This window comes from Vreelandella andesensis, from assembly GCF_003989795.1.
Taxonomy (GTDB): Bacteria; Pseudomonadota; Gammaproteobacteria; order Pseudomonadales; family Halomonadaceae; genus Vreelandella; species Vreelandella andesensis.
In genome coordinates this window covers 81,885-99,117 of record NZ_RZHG01000015.1, presented here as the reverse complement: position 1 = coordinate 99,117, position 17,233 = coordinate 81,885, and the positions used below count along the sequence as shown (strand labels likewise).

Annotated in this window: 20 protein-coding genes; 9 read left to right on the top strand and 11 right to left on the bottom strand. The window is 53.7% G+C overall.

The genetic code is table 11. From position 1 onward, the window contains the following. Positions 1-61 precede the first annotated feature (61 nt). The 4 genes from ELY33_RS07800 to ELY33_RS07785 form a co-directional block, all read right to left on the bottom strand. On the bottom strand, positions 62-805 hold the full coding sequence (locus ELY33_RS07800) for a DUF2491 family protein (protein WP_126946394.1): 744 nt from the start codon (positions 803-805) through the stop codon (positions 62-64). 30 nt (positions 806-835) lie between these two features. Continuing rightward, positions 836-1,882, bottom strand: a complete 1,047-nt coding sequence (locus ELY33_RS07795) for an ion channel (protein WP_126946391.1) — start codon at positions 1,880-1,882, stop codon at positions 836-838. 46 nt (positions 1,883-1,928) lie between these two features. Next, positions 1,929-2,624, bottom strand: a complete 696-nt coding sequence (locus ELY33_RS07790; protein WP_126946388.1) for a PspA/IM30 family protein — start codon at positions 2,622-2,624, stop codon at positions 1,929-1,931. A 79-nt stretch (positions 2,625-2,703) separates the two neighbouring features. After that, on the bottom strand, positions 2,704-3,111 hold the full coding sequence (locus tag ELY33_RS07785) for a DUF2170 family protein (RefSeq protein WP_126946385.1): 408 nt from the start codon (positions 3,109-3,111) through the stop codon (positions 2,704-2,706). Between the two features lie 183 nt (positions 3,112-3,294). Between ELY33_RS07785 and ELY33_RS07780 the strand changes: the two genes are divergently transcribed. From ELY33_RS07780 to ELY33_RS07760, 5 genes are all read left to right on the top strand, one after another. Next, positions 3,295-3,681, top strand: a complete 387-nt coding sequence (locus ELY33_RS07780; protein WP_126946382.1) for a hypothetical protein — start codon at positions 3,295-3,297, stop codon at positions 3,679-3,681. 87 nt (positions 3,682-3,768) lie between these two features. Continuing rightward, positions 3,769-5,172 carry an MFS transporter gene (locus ELY33_RS07775; RefSeq protein WP_126946380.1) on the top strand — a complete coding sequence of 468 codons (1,404 nt, stop codon included), beginning with the start codon at positions 3,769-3,771 and terminating at the stop codon, positions 5,170-5,172. A 43-nt stretch (positions 5,173-5,215) separates the two neighbouring features. Beyond that, complete coding sequence (locus ELY33_RS07770; RefSeq protein WP_126946378.1) at positions 5,216-5,524, top strand: BolA family protein; 309 nt, start codon at positions 5,216-5,218, stop codon at positions 5,522-5,524. Then, positions 5,521-6,393: a hypothetical protein gene (locus tag ELY33_RS07765; protein WP_126946376.1), complete on the top strand. Its 873-nt coding sequence runs from the start codon at positions 5,521-5,523 to the stop codon at positions 6,391-6,393. Before ELY33_RS07770 ends, ELY33_RS07765 begins: the two co-directional genes overlap by 4 nt. Positions 6,394-6,403: 10 nt before the next feature. Further along, the gene (locus ELY33_RS07760) at positions 6,404-6,877 is read left to right on the top strand and encodes a GNAT family N-acetyltransferase (protein ID WP_126946372.1); all 474 of its coding nucleotides are present in this window, start codon (positions 6,404-6,406) and stop codon (positions 6,875-6,877) included. Here ELY33_RS07760 and zapB read toward each other — a convergent pair. Together zapB and rsmD are read right to left on the bottom strand one after the other, a co-directional pair. After that, positions 6,874-7,068: a cell division protein ZapB gene (gene zapB / locus ELY33_RS07755; protein WP_126946369.1), complete on the bottom strand. Its 195-nt coding sequence runs from the start codon at positions 7,066-7,068 to the stop codon at positions 6,874-6,876. The genes ELY33_RS07760 and zapB overlap by 4 nt on opposite strands. A 107-nt stretch (positions 7,069-7,175) precedes the next feature. Further along, positions 7,176-7,814, bottom strand: a complete 639-nt coding sequence (gene rsmD / locus ELY33_RS07750) for a 16S rRNA (guanine(966)-N(2))-methyltransferase RsmD (RefSeq protein WP_126946367.1) — start codon at positions 7,812-7,814, stop codon at positions 7,176-7,178. Between the two features lie 90 nt (positions 7,815-7,904). Between rsmD and ftsY the strand changes: the two genes are divergently transcribed. From ftsY to rpoH, 4 genes are all read left to right on the top strand, one after another. Further along, positions 7,905-9,278 carry a signal recognition particle-docking protein FtsY gene (gene ftsY, locus ELY33_RS07745; protein WP_126946365.1) on the top strand — a complete coding sequence of 458 codons (1,374 nt, stop codon included), beginning with the start codon at positions 7,905-7,907 and terminating at the stop codon, positions 9,276-9,278. Beyond that, complete coding sequence (ftsE, locus tag ELY33_RS07740; RefSeq protein WP_126946363.1) at positions 9,275-9,943, top strand: cell division ATP-binding protein FtsE; 669 nt, start codon at positions 9,275-9,277, stop codon at positions 9,941-9,943. The genes ftsY and ftsE overlap by 4 nt, the downstream gene beginning before the upstream one ends. Further along, positions 9,940-10,989, top strand: a complete 1,050-nt coding sequence (gene ftsX, locus ELY33_RS07735) for a permease-like cell division protein FtsX (protein ID WP_126946361.1) — start codon at positions 9,940-9,942, stop codon at positions 10,987-10,989. The genes ftsE and ftsX overlap by 4 nt, the downstream gene beginning before the upstream one ends. A gap of 153 nt (positions 10,990-11,142) precedes the next feature. Then, on the top strand, positions 11,143-12,009 hold the full coding sequence (gene rpoH, locus ELY33_RS07730) for an RNA polymerase sigma factor RpoH (protein ID WP_126946359.1): 867 nt from the start codon (positions 11,143-11,145) through the stop codon (positions 12,007-12,009). A 148-nt stretch (positions 12,010-12,157) separates the two neighbouring features. Here the strand turns inward: rpoH and slmA are convergent, their stop codons facing one another. From slmA to coaBC, 5 genes are all read right to left on the bottom strand, one after another. Then, positions 12,158-12,766, bottom strand: a complete 609-nt coding sequence (gene slmA, locus ELY33_RS07725) for a nucleoid occlusion factor SlmA (protein WP_126946356.1) — start codon at positions 12,764-12,766, stop codon at positions 12,158-12,160. Positions 12,767-12,787: 21 nt separating this feature from the next. After that, the gene (gene argB / locus ELY33_RS07720; RefSeq protein ID WP_126946354.1) at positions 12,788-13,687 is read right to left on the bottom strand and encodes an acetylglutamate kinase; all 900 of its coding nucleotides are present in this window, start codon (positions 13,685-13,687) and stop codon (positions 12,788-12,790) included. Between the two features lie 174 nt (positions 13,688-13,861). Next, positions 13,862-15,244: a phosphomannomutase/phosphoglucomutase gene (locus tag ELY33_RS07715; protein ID WP_126946352.1), complete on the bottom strand. Its 1,383-nt coding sequence runs from the start codon at positions 15,242-15,244 to the stop codon at positions 13,862-13,864. Positions 15,245-15,280: 36 nt separating this feature from the next. After that, positions 15,281-15,742 carry a dUTP diphosphatase gene (dut, locus tag ELY33_RS07710; protein WP_126946350.1) on the bottom strand — a complete coding sequence of 154 codons (462 nt, stop codon included), beginning with the start codon at positions 15,740-15,742 and terminating at the stop codon, positions 15,281-15,283. Next, positions 15,739-17,091 carry a bifunctional phosphopantothenoylcysteine decarboxylase/phosphopantothenate--cysteine ligase CoaBC gene (gene coaBC / locus ELY33_RS07705; RefSeq protein WP_126946348.1) on the bottom strand — a complete coding sequence of 451 codons (1,353 nt, stop codon included), beginning with the start codon at positions 17,089-17,091 and terminating at the stop codon, positions 15,739-15,741. Before coaBC ends, dut begins: the two co-directional genes overlap by 4 nt. Positions 17,092-17,233 lie beyond the last annotated feature (142 nt).

The following is a 17,233-nucleotide window of genomic DNA, read 5'->3' as shown; positions in this document are numbered from 1 at the left end:
AAAGCCGTAAGTGGTGAATCGAAAGTCGTATATAGTCATCAGCGAGTTTTGCAGGTGGTCATTAATGCGCTTCGATTATTACTGCGCTGATATCGATGCCCAGGCTGGTGACTAACTGATAACTGCCCTCCAGTTCATCGGCTTCAGCACTTAGCAAGATATATTCAAAACGCTCTGAGGCTTGATCATGGCGTTCATAGAGCATGCAGTGGTGTGTCACTTGGGAAACCCCACCGCCATGGGCGCGGGTCACCGTTTCTTCAAGCACAACCGGGGCTGACCATTCACTGGTTTCAGCACCCCACACGCGCTGGTAGCGTTTAAGAGCGTCTTTGATGTCGTCGTCTGCTTCCAACGTAAAGCTGCTCTGGCCGAGTGGGTGAGCCGGTGTCTGGCTATCCGGTTGGTTGATCAGGCCATCAAATTCAAGATTAGAAACGTGTTGTGACGACAGGAAATCGAACAGCTTGTATTCAAACACCTTACCGTTGGCAATCGAGGCCTGAATCCAGGTGTCATTCTCCAGATAAAAACGCGCGAGTTGTTCGCCCTGGCCGAGTTCGACGACGCCGACAGCGGCTATTTCTTGCGCCGCGCCACTCCAACTGGCATCAAAGTTCAAGCTATCAAATGCTTTCAGCGACAGCATATTGAGTGACACCATACCGCCAAGCCGCAGGCCATTGACGTCGTCTGGGGTCATGCCTGCTGGCAAGCCGTTGGAGCGCTGGGCAGTTTCGCTAGCATGCTTCTGCTGCACATTTTTACTATTGGCACGAAATAGGGATTTAAGTGAACCAAACATGGTGATGGTCCTCAACAAAACGAATGGGTGTCACGCCAGCAGTGATGAAAAATGTGCCGATGTCAGGCGCTCATAGGCCATGTAATAGAGCACATCGCCATCACTCAGCTCTCGGGTGGAAGGCGGGTTGAGCATGTTCGCCTCGTCACTGCCGGAGGTAACGCCCAGCAGAGTAGCATTATGCGCTTCCTTGGCCTGACTGAATAATTGGCCGAACGTACTGCCTTTAGGAATATCGTGCAGCTTCGTTTGGTACTGAGTGGCACCATGGTTCACGGCGAGTAGCTCATTAACGACACGACTGATGCCCGCATCGGTAGCTGAACGCACTAACATTTCCAGTGCCATGGCTTCGGTGCATTCGATGCCCGGTAAGGTACGACGCAACATCGCTGCGGTATTCGGGTTTTCGCAGTGAGCAACAATGTGGCAGCTAGGCGATTTCAGGCTATAGGCGGAAAGCGCTACGGTCGCTACGCGTTCATCGCTGCCATCATAGATAATTATGCGGCTGGCATTTTCAACGCCGGCGCGCTTGAGAAGTTCCACATTGGCGAAGCTATCACCTTTGACGAACTTTAGGTCTCCTGGGCGCGGGTTGTTGATATCTTTCGTGACGCACAGCACGATTTCGTCAGGTAGCTGCCGGTCAGCTTTAAGAATATCAATGATCTTTTCAGTGGTTTCTCCGTGCCAGCCAAGCACCACCGTGTGACCAGCAAGATCGCTATAGTCGCCTTTGCCTTGCATTTGCTGTCTCCAAAAGTTGCCCACCGTGATGGTTGCCTTACCGATTAGGGCAGCAAACAGCGAAATGCCGCCAGGGATCAAGTAAAACACAGCGATCAACTGCCCAGCAGTAGAGGACGGTGAGAAGTCTCCATAGCCTACTGTGGACGCTGTTACGACGTAAAAATACAGCCACAACGCTAGTGAACCTGTGACCTCTTCGCCGGTGAGCCCCATGAGCAGCCACGAGGTGGTCATATGAACCAGTGCCAGCAACAACAGAAACGTCCAGCTGACGTTAATTGTCGAGGCTTTCAAAACTTTTAATAGTTGTTGTAGCACTGGCATGGCGTCAGTCGTCCTTGCGTTCAGGCAGTTTTATTAACGCTGGCACTCAGTTGCCAGCATTTTGTTTCGCTTTTAGGCGGGCTAGTACATCGCTTCCTGAGGTTTGCTGTTTCCCGATACCCGCCTGGGAAAGACGTGCTTCTAGGTCGGCACCGGAATCCTGCGCTTGCATTGTTTCGCCGATCTTGAGCTTTTCAGCTTGCAAGGCCTGGCGCTCTTTAATGCGTTCAAGGGAGGCAACGGCGCTGTTCATGCTGGCGTTTTGGCCAGCGTGCTGAGAGGCGACGGCAGCCTGTGCTTTTTGCGCGGCTTCAGTAGCCTTAACGTGAGACATCTGCTGCTCGACGCGGCGGATTTCACCTTTAGATTTAGCAATCGTCGACTTCAGCGCTTCGATGGTGCCATCGTACTGAGTGACATTGGCCTGAGCGATTTCGCGCTCGCTTTCCAGACGGGCAATTTCTCCAGCGACTTCTTCGGCTAGGCTCTGCTCACCTTTTTCGAGCGCTGCCATGGCACTTTTCTCATACTCTGCCATTTTATCCGACAGTGTATCTACTTCCTTGGCAGCAAGGTTGCGCCTGGCCATGATAGTAGTGAGTTCTTCACTGGCCCTGTTCATCGCCGTTTTGGCGTCGCGCAGTTCCTGTTCCATGATACGAATCCCCTGGCTATCGACGATCGCTTCACCGGTTTCAGTGGCTTTTCCGCGCAGGGCGGTAAACATTTTACGTAGTAACATCGGGTAACTCCTTAAGCCGAACCTATCCAACGCTCAGGCGCGGGACGAACAGCAGAGTGAAAGTGAATCACATTAACAATCAGTCGATTAGGTCGGCAATTTCCAGTGCGGCTTGGGCGCAAGCTTCGACCTCTGCACTGATGGCTTCGAGCTTGCAATCTGCAAACAGCTGACCATAAACCACGTAGTAATCTTCTTCACCCAGGGTATGGATACCAACGCTGACCAGTGGTAGAGCCATTCCCAAGCGTAACAAAGCGTCGTTAAAGCTGTTGATTTCCTTAACCGCGCTGGTGGGCGCCACTTCGGTCATCACCAGCCACTCTTCGTCAGAATACGTCAGGGTAACAGGTAAGTCGCCATAGTCCTTGAGTGTAAACACCAGGGAATCGTTGCCTTGGTCGAGGGTGATGTCAGCATTAGGCCAGTTCAGTTCGTTCTGCTCTACGCTGTGTTTAATCGCTTCAAGTCGTGTCTGTGTATTCATTGAGCGTATCCTAATGGTTTATTTGGCATAGGACTGTAACAGTCCAGCTGGTAATTAACGGTGTTCAGTTAACAAGAAATTCTTAAGCATTTTACCGAATGAGTTGATATTGCGTCTGCACCGATGGAAAACTAATCCGTTAGCACCCATAATGGTCACCGTTTCGACGGCGAGGAGAATCCCATGAAACTGCTAAATCGCTCTGCCCTGAGTGTCAGGCCGACCCAGATCTTCGTGGACTGGATCAATGCGCTCGAACCCACCATGGGAGACGACGACCTGACCCTGGACGACGTCGAACATGAGAGCACGGTGTACCTCATTCCCGAGATGGATACGCCCGAAGCGCTAGAAACGTTTGTTCGTGAGCGTTATGCAGAAATCTTGGAGACCGAGCTGCGTGCTTGGGAAGAGGATGAGCGCCAATGGCCAGAAAAGCTCGATTGGTCACTGTTCCAAGACTTTCTACGCATTGAGCATAGCTACCTTGCGATTGACCTTGACGACGAAACCGCACTTGAAATTTCTGATGTTGATGACGCACTTCTGCTCGACAACGAGCAAGACTAGCCCATCGCCGTCTTGAGTAAGCGAATTGTGGAACCGGCTCAGGCCGGTTTTATTGTTTTTAGTGGTGACGTTTAGGAACTGACCACCATGCGACTGTTTGAAACTCGCGCAGGCGACGACGGCTTGCCAGGGCCAGCGCGTGCGTTAGCTGTCTTGGCACTCGTCACCGGTACGCTCATGGCGGTGGTTGACACCACCATGATTAATTTGGCCCTCCCAACGATAGCCGCAGATCTGAATGTTTCCGCTTCTAGAGCGGTATGGATCACCAACGTATTCCAAGTGGTTTGCGCGGCTTTTCTGCTTGTATTTGCAGGTATTAGTGAGCTAGTGACCCGAAGAAGGCTTTATTTATTCGGCTTGTCTATCTTCGTCGTCGCAGCGCTGGGGGCCGCGCTATCGCGAAATTTAGAAATGCTGCTGGTTTTTCGCGCCTTACAAGGTTTGGGGGCGGCAGCCACGCTTTCCATCGGCCCGTCGCTGTATCGGGCAATTTTTCCGTCACGCTTATTGGGGAGCGCATTAGGACTTAGCGCATTAGTGGTGGCCGGTGGCTACGCGGCAGGACCAACGCTGAGCGGTATCATCCTCTCGTTTGCTGACTGGCCTTGGTTGTTCGCACTCAATGTACCGCTTGGAGTGTGCTCATTGTGGCTTGCCAGTCGCGCGCTGCCACGAGACAAACCACGCCAGGGTAGCTTCGATGTAGTGGGTGCGTTTTTTTCCATGCTGATGCTGGCCAGCTTCTTTCTCGCGATGGATGCCGTCGGCCATGCCGCACCGCTGTGGCAAAGCGGGGGCTGGGCGGTGATAGCGATACTCGCCTGTATACTGTTCATTCAACGCCAGCGCTACGCGCCTTATCCGTTGCTGCCACTGAGCATATTTGCTGAAAAACGCTTTACGCTGGCTGTTTCGGCCTCAGGATTGGCCTTTATCGGTCAGGGGCTATCGTTTGTCGCGCTCTCGTTTTTTTACCAGGAACAAATGGGATTCTCGCCGCTGGAAACAGCGTGGTTGTTCACTCCATGGCCGTTAGCGATTATGGTTATTGGCCCCCTGGCAGGTCGTTTAGCTGACCGGATTAATCCTAGCCTACTCTCAAGCGCGGGCCTGATGCTGTTGATTGTAGGGCTAGTGGCGCTAGCGTTAGTAGATGAATCCACCGGCGTGGCAGGTAGTCTATGGCGCACCGCTTTATGTGGTGTCGGGTTTGGGCTGTTCCAGCCACCTAATAATCGTGAAATGATGGGGAGCCTTCCGCCCGAGCGAAGCGCCAACGTGTCCGGCGTGATGAGTACCACCCGCACCGTTGGGCAATCGTTTGGGGTGGCGTTGGTGGGGGCGGCATTAGCGCTGGGTTCGCCCGTGCAAGTAACGCTATGGCTGGGGGCGGGCACTACGTTACTCGCGTTGGTGGCAAGCCTTTCTAGGGTTGCGCTTGCCCAGCGCGCGCTCGTTGAGCGGCGGGCATCGTCTGTTAACAAGTAAGGGCGTACAATAAACAGGTTGCTGATTGAAGGAGAGAGCACACATGGCGATGCAGACACAGATTGAGCAGAAGTTAGCGGCGTTAACGCCCGACGTGCTGCATGTAGAAAATGAAAGCCACATGCATAACGTGCCGGCTAACGCTGAGACACACTTTAAGGTAACACTGGTTAGCGATAACTTTGATGGCATGATGCCGGTAAAGCGTCACCAGCAGATTTATGCGCTGCTCGCCGATGAACTTTCTGGCCCCGTACATGCATTAGCGCTGCATTTGTACACTCCAAAAGAGTGGCAGGCGCGCGAAGGTGTACGTCCAAATTCGCCTAATTGCCGAGGCAGCGGTCAGTGACGCCAGAGGTTATTCGCAGGCAGTATTTAGATGCAATGGGCATAACTGCCTGGGCATCTAAATATCAACTGCCTAACGCGCGGCCCACTGAAGTATGTGAATGGGAAGATGCGCCTGCGGCCACCCCGCCGCGAGAGCGCCTTCAAGCGCTGCTGGACGACGCGCCTGCACCGCGTACGCGTAGCCTGCCGCCCGATGTTAATAGCATTGTTAATAGCACGGCTAATAGCATTTCTGATGCCGGTACGGAGGTCTCTTCAGCCCCTTCGGCCGTGCGTGCGCTGCTCGGCCAAATACCTGCCGCTGACAGCAAGCCCTTGGATGCTCCCATTGCTTCTACACTGGAAAATTCTGCGGCTGAGGTACTGCCTGTTAGCGACGCTGAATCGCTAACGTTCAGCTTTACCTGCGTTTGTCTGGGAGGGCGCTGGTTAAGCCTTCATGAGGGTGAGCTAACGCTTGTCGAACAGCAGTTGCTGGCTAACATGTTGCAAGCAGCGGGCATATTGCGCGGCGAGATGCCTGAGGCGACCTACTTTAAATGGCCACCAATGGCGAATACGTTCATGCCTGAAGAACCGCTTGAAGAAGCACAGGAAGGAGTGGCTGCTTTCATTGCTGGCGCTGCAGGCAGACAGGAATGGCAGTTGGAGCGTCTGCTGTGGTGGGGCGCTGATGAACTACCCAACGACTCCCCCCTGGTACGGGTCTTAGCGGTTAGCCAACAGCAGAGCCAAACCCTGTCGTTGCCCGTATGGCAAGGCCCTGCTTTGAAAATACTTGCCAAGCATGCGGATGCCAAACGTAACCTCTGGCCTGCGCTGGTGTTGCTTGGCCAACAGTGGCGCGCTGAGGCCACTGCCCAGTGAAAAATTCGTAGTGATAGATTCGTTAAGTACCGCTAACAGCGCTGAGTTACAGGCGTTAGAAGCGCAAGCTAACAGTGGCATAAGCGCGCAGCATCTTCGCGATGCGTTAACTGATGTTAATTCACGGGTAATTGGTTACCGGCAACAAGATGCGCCGATTGGCGATATTTTTGATGGCAATAGATTACTTGGTTATGCCATCGTAGTTCGTTTGCCATTTGAGTCAGAGCTTCAAGCGATTGGGGTGCTTCCACATAAGCAAGGACAAGGCGTTGGCGGGAAGTTGCTTGGCGAAGTAGTGGCTTGGGCTAGACAGTGGCAAAGCGAGCGTTTACTGCTCGAGGTACGCGCAAATAATCAGCGTGCGATAAGGCTTTACCAGCACTATGGGTTTAACGAAGATGGTCGGCGGCGAGATTACTACCCGGCTGCACGGGGCGCGGCCGGGCGGGAAGATGCGCTGCTGATGTCGCGTTTGCTTTAAGACACGCTGTCGCTTTCAATCTCTTCGAATTTGCTGAGCACGCCCTGTAATCGGCGCTCCCATTCCTCACGTTCCTGCTTTAACAGAGCGTTTTCGCCACGCAGCTCTTCGTTTTCAAGTTTCATCAATTCCAACGCCTCTACGGTGTCGGTGACTTTCTGTTCCAGCTGGTTAAATAACTCAAGGCTCATGCCTACCTCCAGTAATGTCGACAGGCACATTACCTGTCATAACGGGGATAAAATCGTAATTCAGTTGGGCGAGCGTAACGCCGCTGCAAGATTGCGGCAAGCGCAGTTTACACGGGTTTACGAAGATAGAGGCGAGCCGTGCTTTCGCCTGCCTGGGTTTCCCGATAAAGCTGCCAGTTACTGGGCACTTCCGGAGAGAGAGACTTTTCTGTTTCCAGGTAAATCATGGCATCGTCGGCAAGCCAGCAGCGGGTTTCTAGTGCTGAGCAGCAGGAAGCGGCCAACCCTTGATAAAACGGCGGGTCAAGAAAGACGACATCCGCAGGTTGGCAGGGGTGGCTGAGAAAAGTGAGGGCATCGGCGGAGACTACCCGGCCATTACTGGCGCCAAGGGTGATAATATTTTCACTAATCAGCGCGGCTACCCGAGCATCGCGCTCGACAAACGTAACGTGACTGGCGCCTCGGGAGAGTGCCTCAAACCCAAGCGCTCCAGTGCCCGAAAAGAGATCAAGTACCTGTTTGCCAAATAGGTGTTGGCCTAGCCAGTTAAACAGCGTTTCGCGCACGCGATCTGGGGTTGGGCGTAGCCCAGGATGGTCGAGCACAGGTAGTTGGCGGCGACGAAAGTCGCCGCCGATGATGCGAAGTTTCCCCGGTGGTTTGGCAGACCCGTGCCGCGCCGTCGATGAGCGAGGGGTAGAGGGGCGAGAGGTAGAGGGGCGAGAAGAGCGTTGTCGTTTCATAACACGGATTGTAGCGGGCTACTTATCCAAAGTCTTGGTCTGCGGTGGTAGGATAATCGCAATGTTCACCTATTTAGTCGGATGACACCTATGTTCGGTTTTTTCAAACGTAAGAAAAAGCACGACTCCCAACAGGAGCAGCAAGATCAGCAGGCGCTGTCGCAGGAAGAGCATGGCGACGTAGAGGTTACTAAAGAGCCAGCGCTTGAGCATGAGGCAGAGCAAACCTTGCCCGATGAGGAAACCGTTGCGCAAGAAACGCCAGCGAATGAAAATGCGCCCTTTGAGCATACGGAATCTGTCGAAGAAACCACCGAGAAAGTACTGGCAAGTGAACCAGAACCAGAACCAGAACCAGAACCAGAACCAGAACCAGAACCAAAACCAAAACCAAAACCAAAACCAGAACCAGAACCAGAACCAGAACCAGAACCAGAACCAGAACCAGAACCAGAACCGACAACAATCCCTGCGCCCAAACCTGCTCTCCAAGAGAAGCCCGTGGCAGCAGCAGGTGAAAAGAAAGGCTGGTTCGCGCGTATCAAGTCAGGCCTGGGCAAAACTCGCGCCAATCTAACCGATGGCATTGCAGATCTGTTTTTAGGTAAAAAACAGATCGATGACGAACTGCTGGAAGACCTTGAGACCCAGTTGCTCATGGCGGATGTCGGCATTGAAGCCACGAGTGAGATTATTGAGCGCCTTGAAGCGCGAGTGTCGCGTAAAGAGCTAAATAACCCTGAAGCGCTTTATCGTGGTTTACAGGAAGAACTGGCCTCGATGCTGGCGCCGGTAGCGACGCCACTAAATTTCGAAAAAGAGAGCGATGGGCCTTTCGTTATCCTCGTGGTGGGCGTGAACGGCGTAGGCAAAACGACGACTATCGGCAAGTTGACCCAGCGGTTTCAGCGTGAAGGTAAAAGCGTCATGCTTGCCGCTGGCGACACCTTCCGAGCTGCGGCGGTTGAGCAGCTTAAAGTGTGGGGCGAGCGCAACCGCGTGCCGGTGATTGCGCAGCACACTGGCGCTGATAGCGCTTCAGTAATTTACGACGCGGTGGCGGCGGCCAAATCACGTGGCGTGGATGTGCTGATTGCCGACACGGCAGGACGGCTGCACAACAAGAGCCATCTGATGGAAGAGCTGAAAAAAGTCCATCGTGTTATGCAGAAGTTGGATAGTACCGCTCCCCATGAGGTGATGTTGGTGCTGGATGCAGGGACAGGGCAGAACGCCATTTCCCAAGCCAGCACATTTAACGACGCCGTGCCAATCAGTGGTATTACGCTGACTAAGCTGGATGGCACCGCCAAAGGCGGGATTATTTTCGCCTTGGCAAAGCAGTTGAAAACACCGATTCGCTATATTGGCGTGGGCGAGGGGCTGGATGATCTTCGCCCCTTTGAGGCGGACGACTTTGTTAACGCGCTGTTTGATCGGCAGGGGGATGATGGCCGCGCATGATCGCTTTTGAACATGTGGGTAAGCGCTATGGAGGGCGCTTTGAAGCGCTGGCACATCTCAATTTTCGCGTTGCAAGAGGCGAAATGGTGTTCCTGACCGGGCATTCTGGGGCGGGTAAAAGCTCATTGCTGCGACTGATTATGCGCCTCGAAAAGCCCAGCCGTGGTCGGGTGGTCGTGGCTGGGCATGATATTGCCGAGCTTCACGCTAGCCAAGTGCCGTTTTACCGTCGGCAAATTGGTGTGGTGTTTCAAGATCATCAACTGTTGTTTGACCGTAGCGTGTTCAGCAATGTGTCTCTGCCGTTAGAAATTCAAGGGGTTGAACCACGCGAAGCCGCACGACGCGTTCGTGCGGCGCTGGATAAAGTCGGCCTTTTACACCGCGAAAAAGCGTTACCAGTCGAACTTTCCGGTGGTGAGCAGCAGCGTGTTGGAATTGCTCGCGCGGTGGTTAACAAGCCAGCCCTGCTACTGGCCGATGAACCTACCGGTAACCTAGACCCACAGCTTTCTGCCGACATTATGGCGCTATTTGAAGATTTCAATCGTATCGGCACCACCGTGATGATTGCCAGCCACGACTTAGCGCTGATTGCGCGATTACGTCACCGCATTTTGCGTTTGCAGGATGGGCGTCTGGTGGCAGATGAGGGGGCCGCATGAAACGTGCTGTGACACCCCGCCCTACAGGCGCAGCGCCAAAAGGCAAGCGACAAGTGGCTAAGCCCGCCAGAACCTCTAGTAAGCCACCTACCGAGCGGCGTGGCGCACGTTCACAGCAAACACGGTTTAGCAGCCGTGTGCGGGCCTGGGGGCGTCATCATCGTGCAATGGCGCTGGACAGCCTTTATCGCTTGGTACGTCATCCCGTGGGCAATTTACTGACCATGTTGGCCATCGCCATTGCGTTAGTCTTGCCGGCGGCGCTTTGGTTAACCTTAGATAGTGCCAAGTTGCTCGATGCAGAGCTGGATGAAAGTGCTACCCTCACTGTTTATCTGGAAACCACGGTAGATGCGGCGCAATCCGCCCGCATTGAAGAAGCGGTCATGGCCGATGTGGGCGTTGAAACGACGCGCCTCATTAGCGCAGAGCAAGGGATGGCCGAGTTTCAGCAGTCGCTTGGGATTGAGGACACCCTGGCAGGTCTTGAAGATAACCCTTTGCCAGCCAGCATTGTGATTTACCCGCAGAACGTTGAGCCAGCAGCGATGGCGCAGTTGGCGCAGCGGTTGGAAGCGTTCTCTGGGGTAGATGAAGTGCGCGTAGATTTGGCGTGGGTAGCGCGTTTGCGTCATTTAGCTGACCTTGGGCGACGGGTGGCTCTTGCGCTTGGGGTGCTGTTTGGTTGTGGTGTTCTTCTGGTGGTGGGCAACACCATTCGTCTTGCGGTTGAGAGCCGACGGCGCGAAATCGAAGTGGTGATGCTTATTGGCGCGACCCATGCATTTGTTCGGCGGCCCTTTTTATACAGTGGGGCTTGGTACGGTGTGGGGGGTGGGCTGTTGGCGTTAGGTTTGTTGGGGCTTGGCAACCATTGGTTGTCGATGCCCGTTGCGGCATTGGCCGGAAGTTACGGGGCAAGCTTTGTATTGCCGCATTTGGACGTGACAGGCTCTACAATTCTGCTATCTTGCAGTACACTGCTTGGCTGGCTGGGAGCTTGGTTGGCCGTCACACGCCATCTCTCCAGTATACGTCCACGTTGATTATGTTTGTTATGCGGGCGGTGACAGGAATTTCCACCCCGTTTTATGTCTTATGCAGTGAATGCATTGGCTATGTGAACCTTACGCTTAGGCTAAGGTCTTAAGGTTAACAGAACATCAATTACGATAGGTTTTAAGGGAGACCACCTGCACATGAGCACTAGTCTTCTACCGGTGGGACAGCTTTCTCCAGGTCATGATCTGGGCGGCTACATTCGAGCGGTTAACGGCATACCCGTACTAAGCGTTGATGAAGAGCGCGAGCTCGCATTCCGCCTCCACGATGAAGGTGATTTGGAAGCAGCACGTCGTTTGGTGCTTTCGCACCTGCGTTTTGTTGTGCATATTGCTCGCAGTTACTCAGGTTACGGTTTGCCTCAAGCCGACCTGATCCAAGAAGGTAACGTCGGTCTGATGAAAGCTGTTAAGCGCTTCGACCCTAATCAGGGCGTTCGCTTGGTTTCATTTGCTGTGCATTGGATCAAAGCAGAAATTCACGAATTTGTGCTGCGCAACTGGCGCATTGTCAAAATTGCCACCACGAAAGCGCAGCGTAAGTTGTTTTTTAACCTGCGTAGCGCCAAAAAGCGTTTGGCCTGGCTAAATAACGATGAAGTCAACGCGATTGCGGAAGACCTCAACGTCAAGCCAGAGATAGTGCGCGATATGGAAGGGCGTTTATCGGCTTACGATGCAGGCTTTGATGCCTCTCCGAGTGATGACGAAGAGAGCACCTATCAAGCACCGGCGTATTTTTTAGATGACGCTTCAGCCGATCCGGCAACGCTATTAGAAGATAGCAATTTTGAAGAGGATTCAACGCGCCGTTTGCAGCTGGCCTTAAAAGGGTTGGATGAGCGCTCGCGGGATATCTTACAGCGTCGTTGGCTTACCGATAACAAAGCAACGTTGCACGACCTGGCCGATGTTTATGGCGTCAGCGCTGAACGCATTCGCCAGCTCGAAAAGAATGCAATGAAAAAACTGCGCCAGAAAATGGGTGAAGCTATCGCTGCTTAATCAATGTCGTCCATCAAGATCACGTTTGTGCTCTAGTAAGCACCTTGGATAGCAGGCACTTTAGATAGCAAGCGCCTTAGATAAACGCCCCGAAAGCACATGGCCTTCGGGGCGTTTTTATTGGGCGGTTGATTGCTGTCAGCGCTTGTTAAGCTGGTTGAACAACTTCTCTTAACAGCTGGCTAGATAAAAGTGCCCACTGATCTTCCCAGTATTCTGTTGGTAAGCGCTTGAAGTCGCTGCGAACGTACTGAGAGATGCGTCCTTCGGCCTGGGCGATCAACAGGTTGGCCGCTGCTGAGGCTGATATGCTCGTACGAAGTCCTTCACGTAGTTCAGCTTCCCGCAGCACTTGTTTTAGCTGGGTCTCAAGGCGCTCGAAAAGTTGATGCACCCGCTGGCGAAGTCGAGCCGTTTCGCCCGTCAGCACATCGCCTCCTAATACCCTGGCAAGCCCGGGGTTTTTCTCAGCAAAGCCGAGAAGCAGAGCCAGGATAGTGCCGCATCGAGACGCCGCATCGGGAATGTCTTCTAGAATGCGAGTGATGCGCGCAAAGATGCTTTCTTCAATAAAGTCGATCAGACCCTCAAACATGCGCGCTTTGCTGGGGAAATGGCGATAAAGCGCTGCTTCAGAGACGCCAACCTGGCGGGCAAGCGCAGCGGTTGTAATTCGCTTGCCGCTATCCTCTTCAAGCATAACGGCTAAGGCTTGCAGGATGAGCTCGCGGCGGCGAGGTTTTTGCTCGTCACTCATGACGTTAACTCTCCGTCGCGGTTAACCTGCGTCAGTAATCAGGGTGCCTACCCCAGCATTGGTAAAGATTTCCAGCAGTACCGCATGGGGGACGCGGCCATCGATGATGTGGGCGCTGTTAACGCCGCCTTTTACCGCGTCTAGCGCGCAGCGTATTTTCGGCAGCATGCCACCATAAATCGTGCCATCGGCGATTAAGGCGTCTACTTGCGCGGTGCTTAGCCCGGTTAACACCTCTCCTTCACTGTTCATCAGACCTGCGACATTGGTCAGCAGCATCAGTTTTTCAGCGTTTAGGGCTTCGGCAAGCTTGCCTGCTACTAAGTCGGCGTTGATGTTGTAGCTGTGTCCTTCACCATCAACGCCAATGGGGGCAATTACTGGGATAAAGTCTTTGGCGGCAAGCATCTCAATGAGGTCGGTGGAAATAGACTCCACTTCACCTACGTGCCCAATATCGATAATTTCCGGTGCGGTCATCTCAGGGCTTTGGTGCTCTACTTTCAACTGGCGGGCACGAATTTGTGCGCCATCCTTGCCGGTTAAGCCAATGGCTTTGCCGCCGCTTTGGTTGATCAAGTTAACAATGCTTTTATTAACCAAGCCCCCCAGAACCATTTCTACGACGTCCATGGTCTGGGAGTCGGTCACACGCATGCCGTTCACAAAGCGCGATTCGATATTGAGTTTTTCAAGCAAGCTGCCAATTTGTGGTCCGCCCCCATGGACCACCACCGGGTTAATGCCGACCTCTTTCATCAGCACGATGTTGCGCGCGAATGAGTCGATTAAGGTGTCTTCGGTCATGGCGTTGCCGCCATATTTAACGACGACCGTTTTGCCCGAAAACTGCTGAATGTAGGGGAGGGCTTCTGACAATACCTCCACAACGACCTGGGGGTCGCGGCTAGTTGAACTCATGACGTTTTCCCTTTAGATTTTTCCGACGCTTCTTTTTCGCGACCGTTATGACAGCGCGAGCATTGGCTTTTCCGTGCGGCGTGTTGTTTAGTGCTTTTATGATGTCGCGGGTTCTGTTGGCGCGATCAGTGTTGTGTTTGCCCTGTTTTGTTTGCCCTGTTGAGCTGGTTTACGTTATTGAGGTTCAGGGATCGTCATTGCAGGTGCAATGTTTGCTAGCGCGTCGGCAAAACGCTTTTTTATTCGGCTAAGTGCTGCAGCATCGCTACCCTCAAAGCGAAGTACGAGCGCAGGTGTGGTGTTGGAGGCTCGGCAAAGTCCCCAGCCATCGGGATAATCCACGCGTATGCCATCAATCGTAGTTTTGATACCTTCGCCGAAGTCGCCCTCCCTGGCAAGCTTCTTAATCAGCGCAAATTTTTCTTCATCGGCGACCGCGATATTAATTTCAGGCGTGCTGATGTCTTGTGGAAATTGGTCAAATAAGTCATCGGCACTACCAGGGTGGCGGGCGAGTATTTCAAGCAAGCGAGCTGCAGCATACAAGCCGTCGTCAAACCCGTACCAGCGCTCTTTAAAGAAAATGTGCCCACTCATTTCGCCGCCCAGTTCAGCGCCAGTTTCCCGCATGCGCGCTTTGATTAGCGAATGTCCGGTACGCCACATTTCAGGTTCGCCGCCAGCATCGCTAATGACCCGTGCCAGATTGCCAGTGCACTTGATGTCGAAAATCACCTTGGCACCGGGGTTGCGTGACAGCATATCAGCCGCGAATACCATCAGCAGATGGTCAGGGTAGATCATGCGTCCACTTGGCGTGACAACGCCTAAGCGGTCGCCGTCGCCGTCAAAGGCTAAGCCTATATCGGCACCTGTGTTCTTAACGCTGTTTATTAAATCACGCAGATTTTCGGGTTTGCCTGGGTCGGGGTGGTGATTCGGGAAGTGGCCGTCAATGTCGGCAAATAGTGGCGTGGTTTCTACCCCTAGGCGCTCAATAAGCTGCGGGCCAAGCTCTCCGGCGACGCCATTACCACAATCCACGACCGCGTGCAGCGGGCGCTCAACATGGATGTCATTAATGATTCTTTCAAGATACGCCGTGCGGAGGTCGTGCTGGCGAACGCTACCGTCGCCGCTGGTTACGTCATTCGATTGAATGCGCTCATAGAGGGCGGTAATGGCATCGCCGGAGAGCGTTTCACCGGCTAAGACAATTTTGAAGCCGTTATAGTCAGGAGGATTATGGCTGCCCGTTAGCATGACGCCAGAGCAGCTTTCAGGCAGCGTGTGAGTGGCGAAGTAGAGCACGGGTGTGGGAACCATGCCGATATCAATGACGTCTCGCCCTGAGGCTATTAAGCCACGAATCAGCGCTGCTTGCAGGCGTGGTCCGGAAAGTCGGCCATCACGCGCAACAATTACCGTTTGCTCCCCTCGGGCAGCGGCTTCAGAGCCAACGGCACGGCCAATGAGTTCGGTGGTGGTTTCGCTCAGCGTATCGTCCACAATGCCGCGAATATCGTAAGCACGAAATATCGATGCAGGTACGTTCATTGTCGCTCCTAAATTAACGGTAAAACAGCACTTAGTTTATTGGCTACCGGTGCTGCCAAAACCTCCGCTGCCGCGAGTGGAGTCCTCAAAGGCATCGACAATCGCAAGTTCCGCTTGTACGACGGGGACAACGACATACTGAGCTAGACGCTCAAAGGGCGATAACGTAAAGCTGCTTTGCCCGCGGTTCCATACGGATACCATCAGTTCGCCCTGATAATCAGAGTCGATCAATCCAACGAGATTGCCCAGCACAATGCCGTGCTTATGGCCAAGCCCCGAGCGCGGCAGAATCATACCTGCTAAACCGGGGTTTTCTATATAAATGGCGAGGCCTGTTCGCACTAGCTGGCAGTCGCCGGGAGCAAGTGTCAGCGGTTCATCTAGCAGTGCTCGCAAATCCATGCCCGCCGAGCCTGCTGTCGCATAAGAGGGAAGGTAGTCGTGCAAGCGGTCATCCAATACTTTGCACTGCAGGCGTGGGCGAGAACCGCTCATGATGATGCTCCTGGGGGTTGAGAGGGTAATTGAGAAGATAGTTGAGTGGGTAAAAGCGATAGAGCGTGACAAATAATTAGGGCGGCTAGCTGCGTTTTAGGCTGAGGAGGAGCTTCCAGTTGGTCGGTTCCCGCCGCAGAACGCCAAAGTAGCAAGGCGGCATTGTTATCGCTGCCAAAACCGAGACCCTGCTGGGAAACATCGTTGGCAACGATCATATCTAGCCCTTTGCGAGTTAGTTTGCCTTCCGCATAGCGTGCGACATCCTGGGTCTCGGCAGCGAATCCCACCACGAAAGGGCGTCGGTTGGCAGGTAGCGCGGCAACATCGGCAATGATATCGGGGTTTTTGACCAACGTGAGCGTTAGTGTATCGCTATCGTCGGTTTTTTTGATTTTGTGCTCAGCAGTACTGGCGGCGCGATAGTCGGCCACCGCGGCACAACCAATAAACAGGGCTGCGTGAGGCGCTAGTGTTAACGCTTGGTGATGCATTTGTGCGGCGGTTTCTACATCAATTCGCTCAACACCAGTAGGGGTGGGTAGTGTAACTGGGCCGCTTATCAGTGTTACCCGTGCTCCTTGAGCCGCGGCTTCAGCAGCGAGTGCGTAGCCCATCTTCCCCGAGCTGTGATTGGATAGGTAACGCACGGGATCTAGCGCCTCGCGGGTGGGGCCTGCAGTAATAACCACGTGTGGCGCAGACGCTAGTACTGGCGTTAGTACTGGCGTTAGTACTGGCGTTAGTACTGGCGTTAGTACTGGCGTATTCGCATCAAGAGCAAAATGCTGCGCTAAAAGATCAACAATAGCGTCTGGCTCGCTCATTCGCCCCGGGCCTACGTCGCCGCAAGCTTGGTCACCTGCCGCAGGGCCGATTAACTCCCAGCCATCGCTGGCTAATTGAGTGACGTTGCGCTGGGTTGCGGAATGTCGCCACATGGCTTGGTTCATTGCCGGAGCGATTAGCTTGGGGGCTTCACAGGCTAGGCACAGCGTCGTTAACAGATCGTCAGCCATGCCATGCACCAATCGTGCAATTAGGTCGGCAGTCGCCGGGGCAATCAGGATGGCATCTGCCCAGCGGGCTAGCTCAATATGCCCCATGCCCGCTTCAGCTTCAGGGTCAAGCAGTGAGGTGCGTACGGGCTCCCCAGACAGTGCCTGAAGCGTTAACGGCGTGATAAACGCTTGAGCACCCTCGGTCATGACCACGCGAACCTCGCAGCCGGCCTGCTTGAGTAACCGAACAATCAATGCGCTTTTATAAGCTGCGATACCAGCACTAACGCCAAGCAGTAAGCGCTTGCCAGCAAGCGACGTTAACGGAGATGGCGATAATAAGGCCATGATGGGCAGTCCCATGTAGCATTTGTTAAAGGTGAGTACCATACCATTTGATGGGTTATTTTGGCATGCTCGGGCAGCAGTTGGTAAAGCCCATTAAAGGGCGTAATAGCAAATTCGGACGAAGCTATCAGCAGTGGGGCAG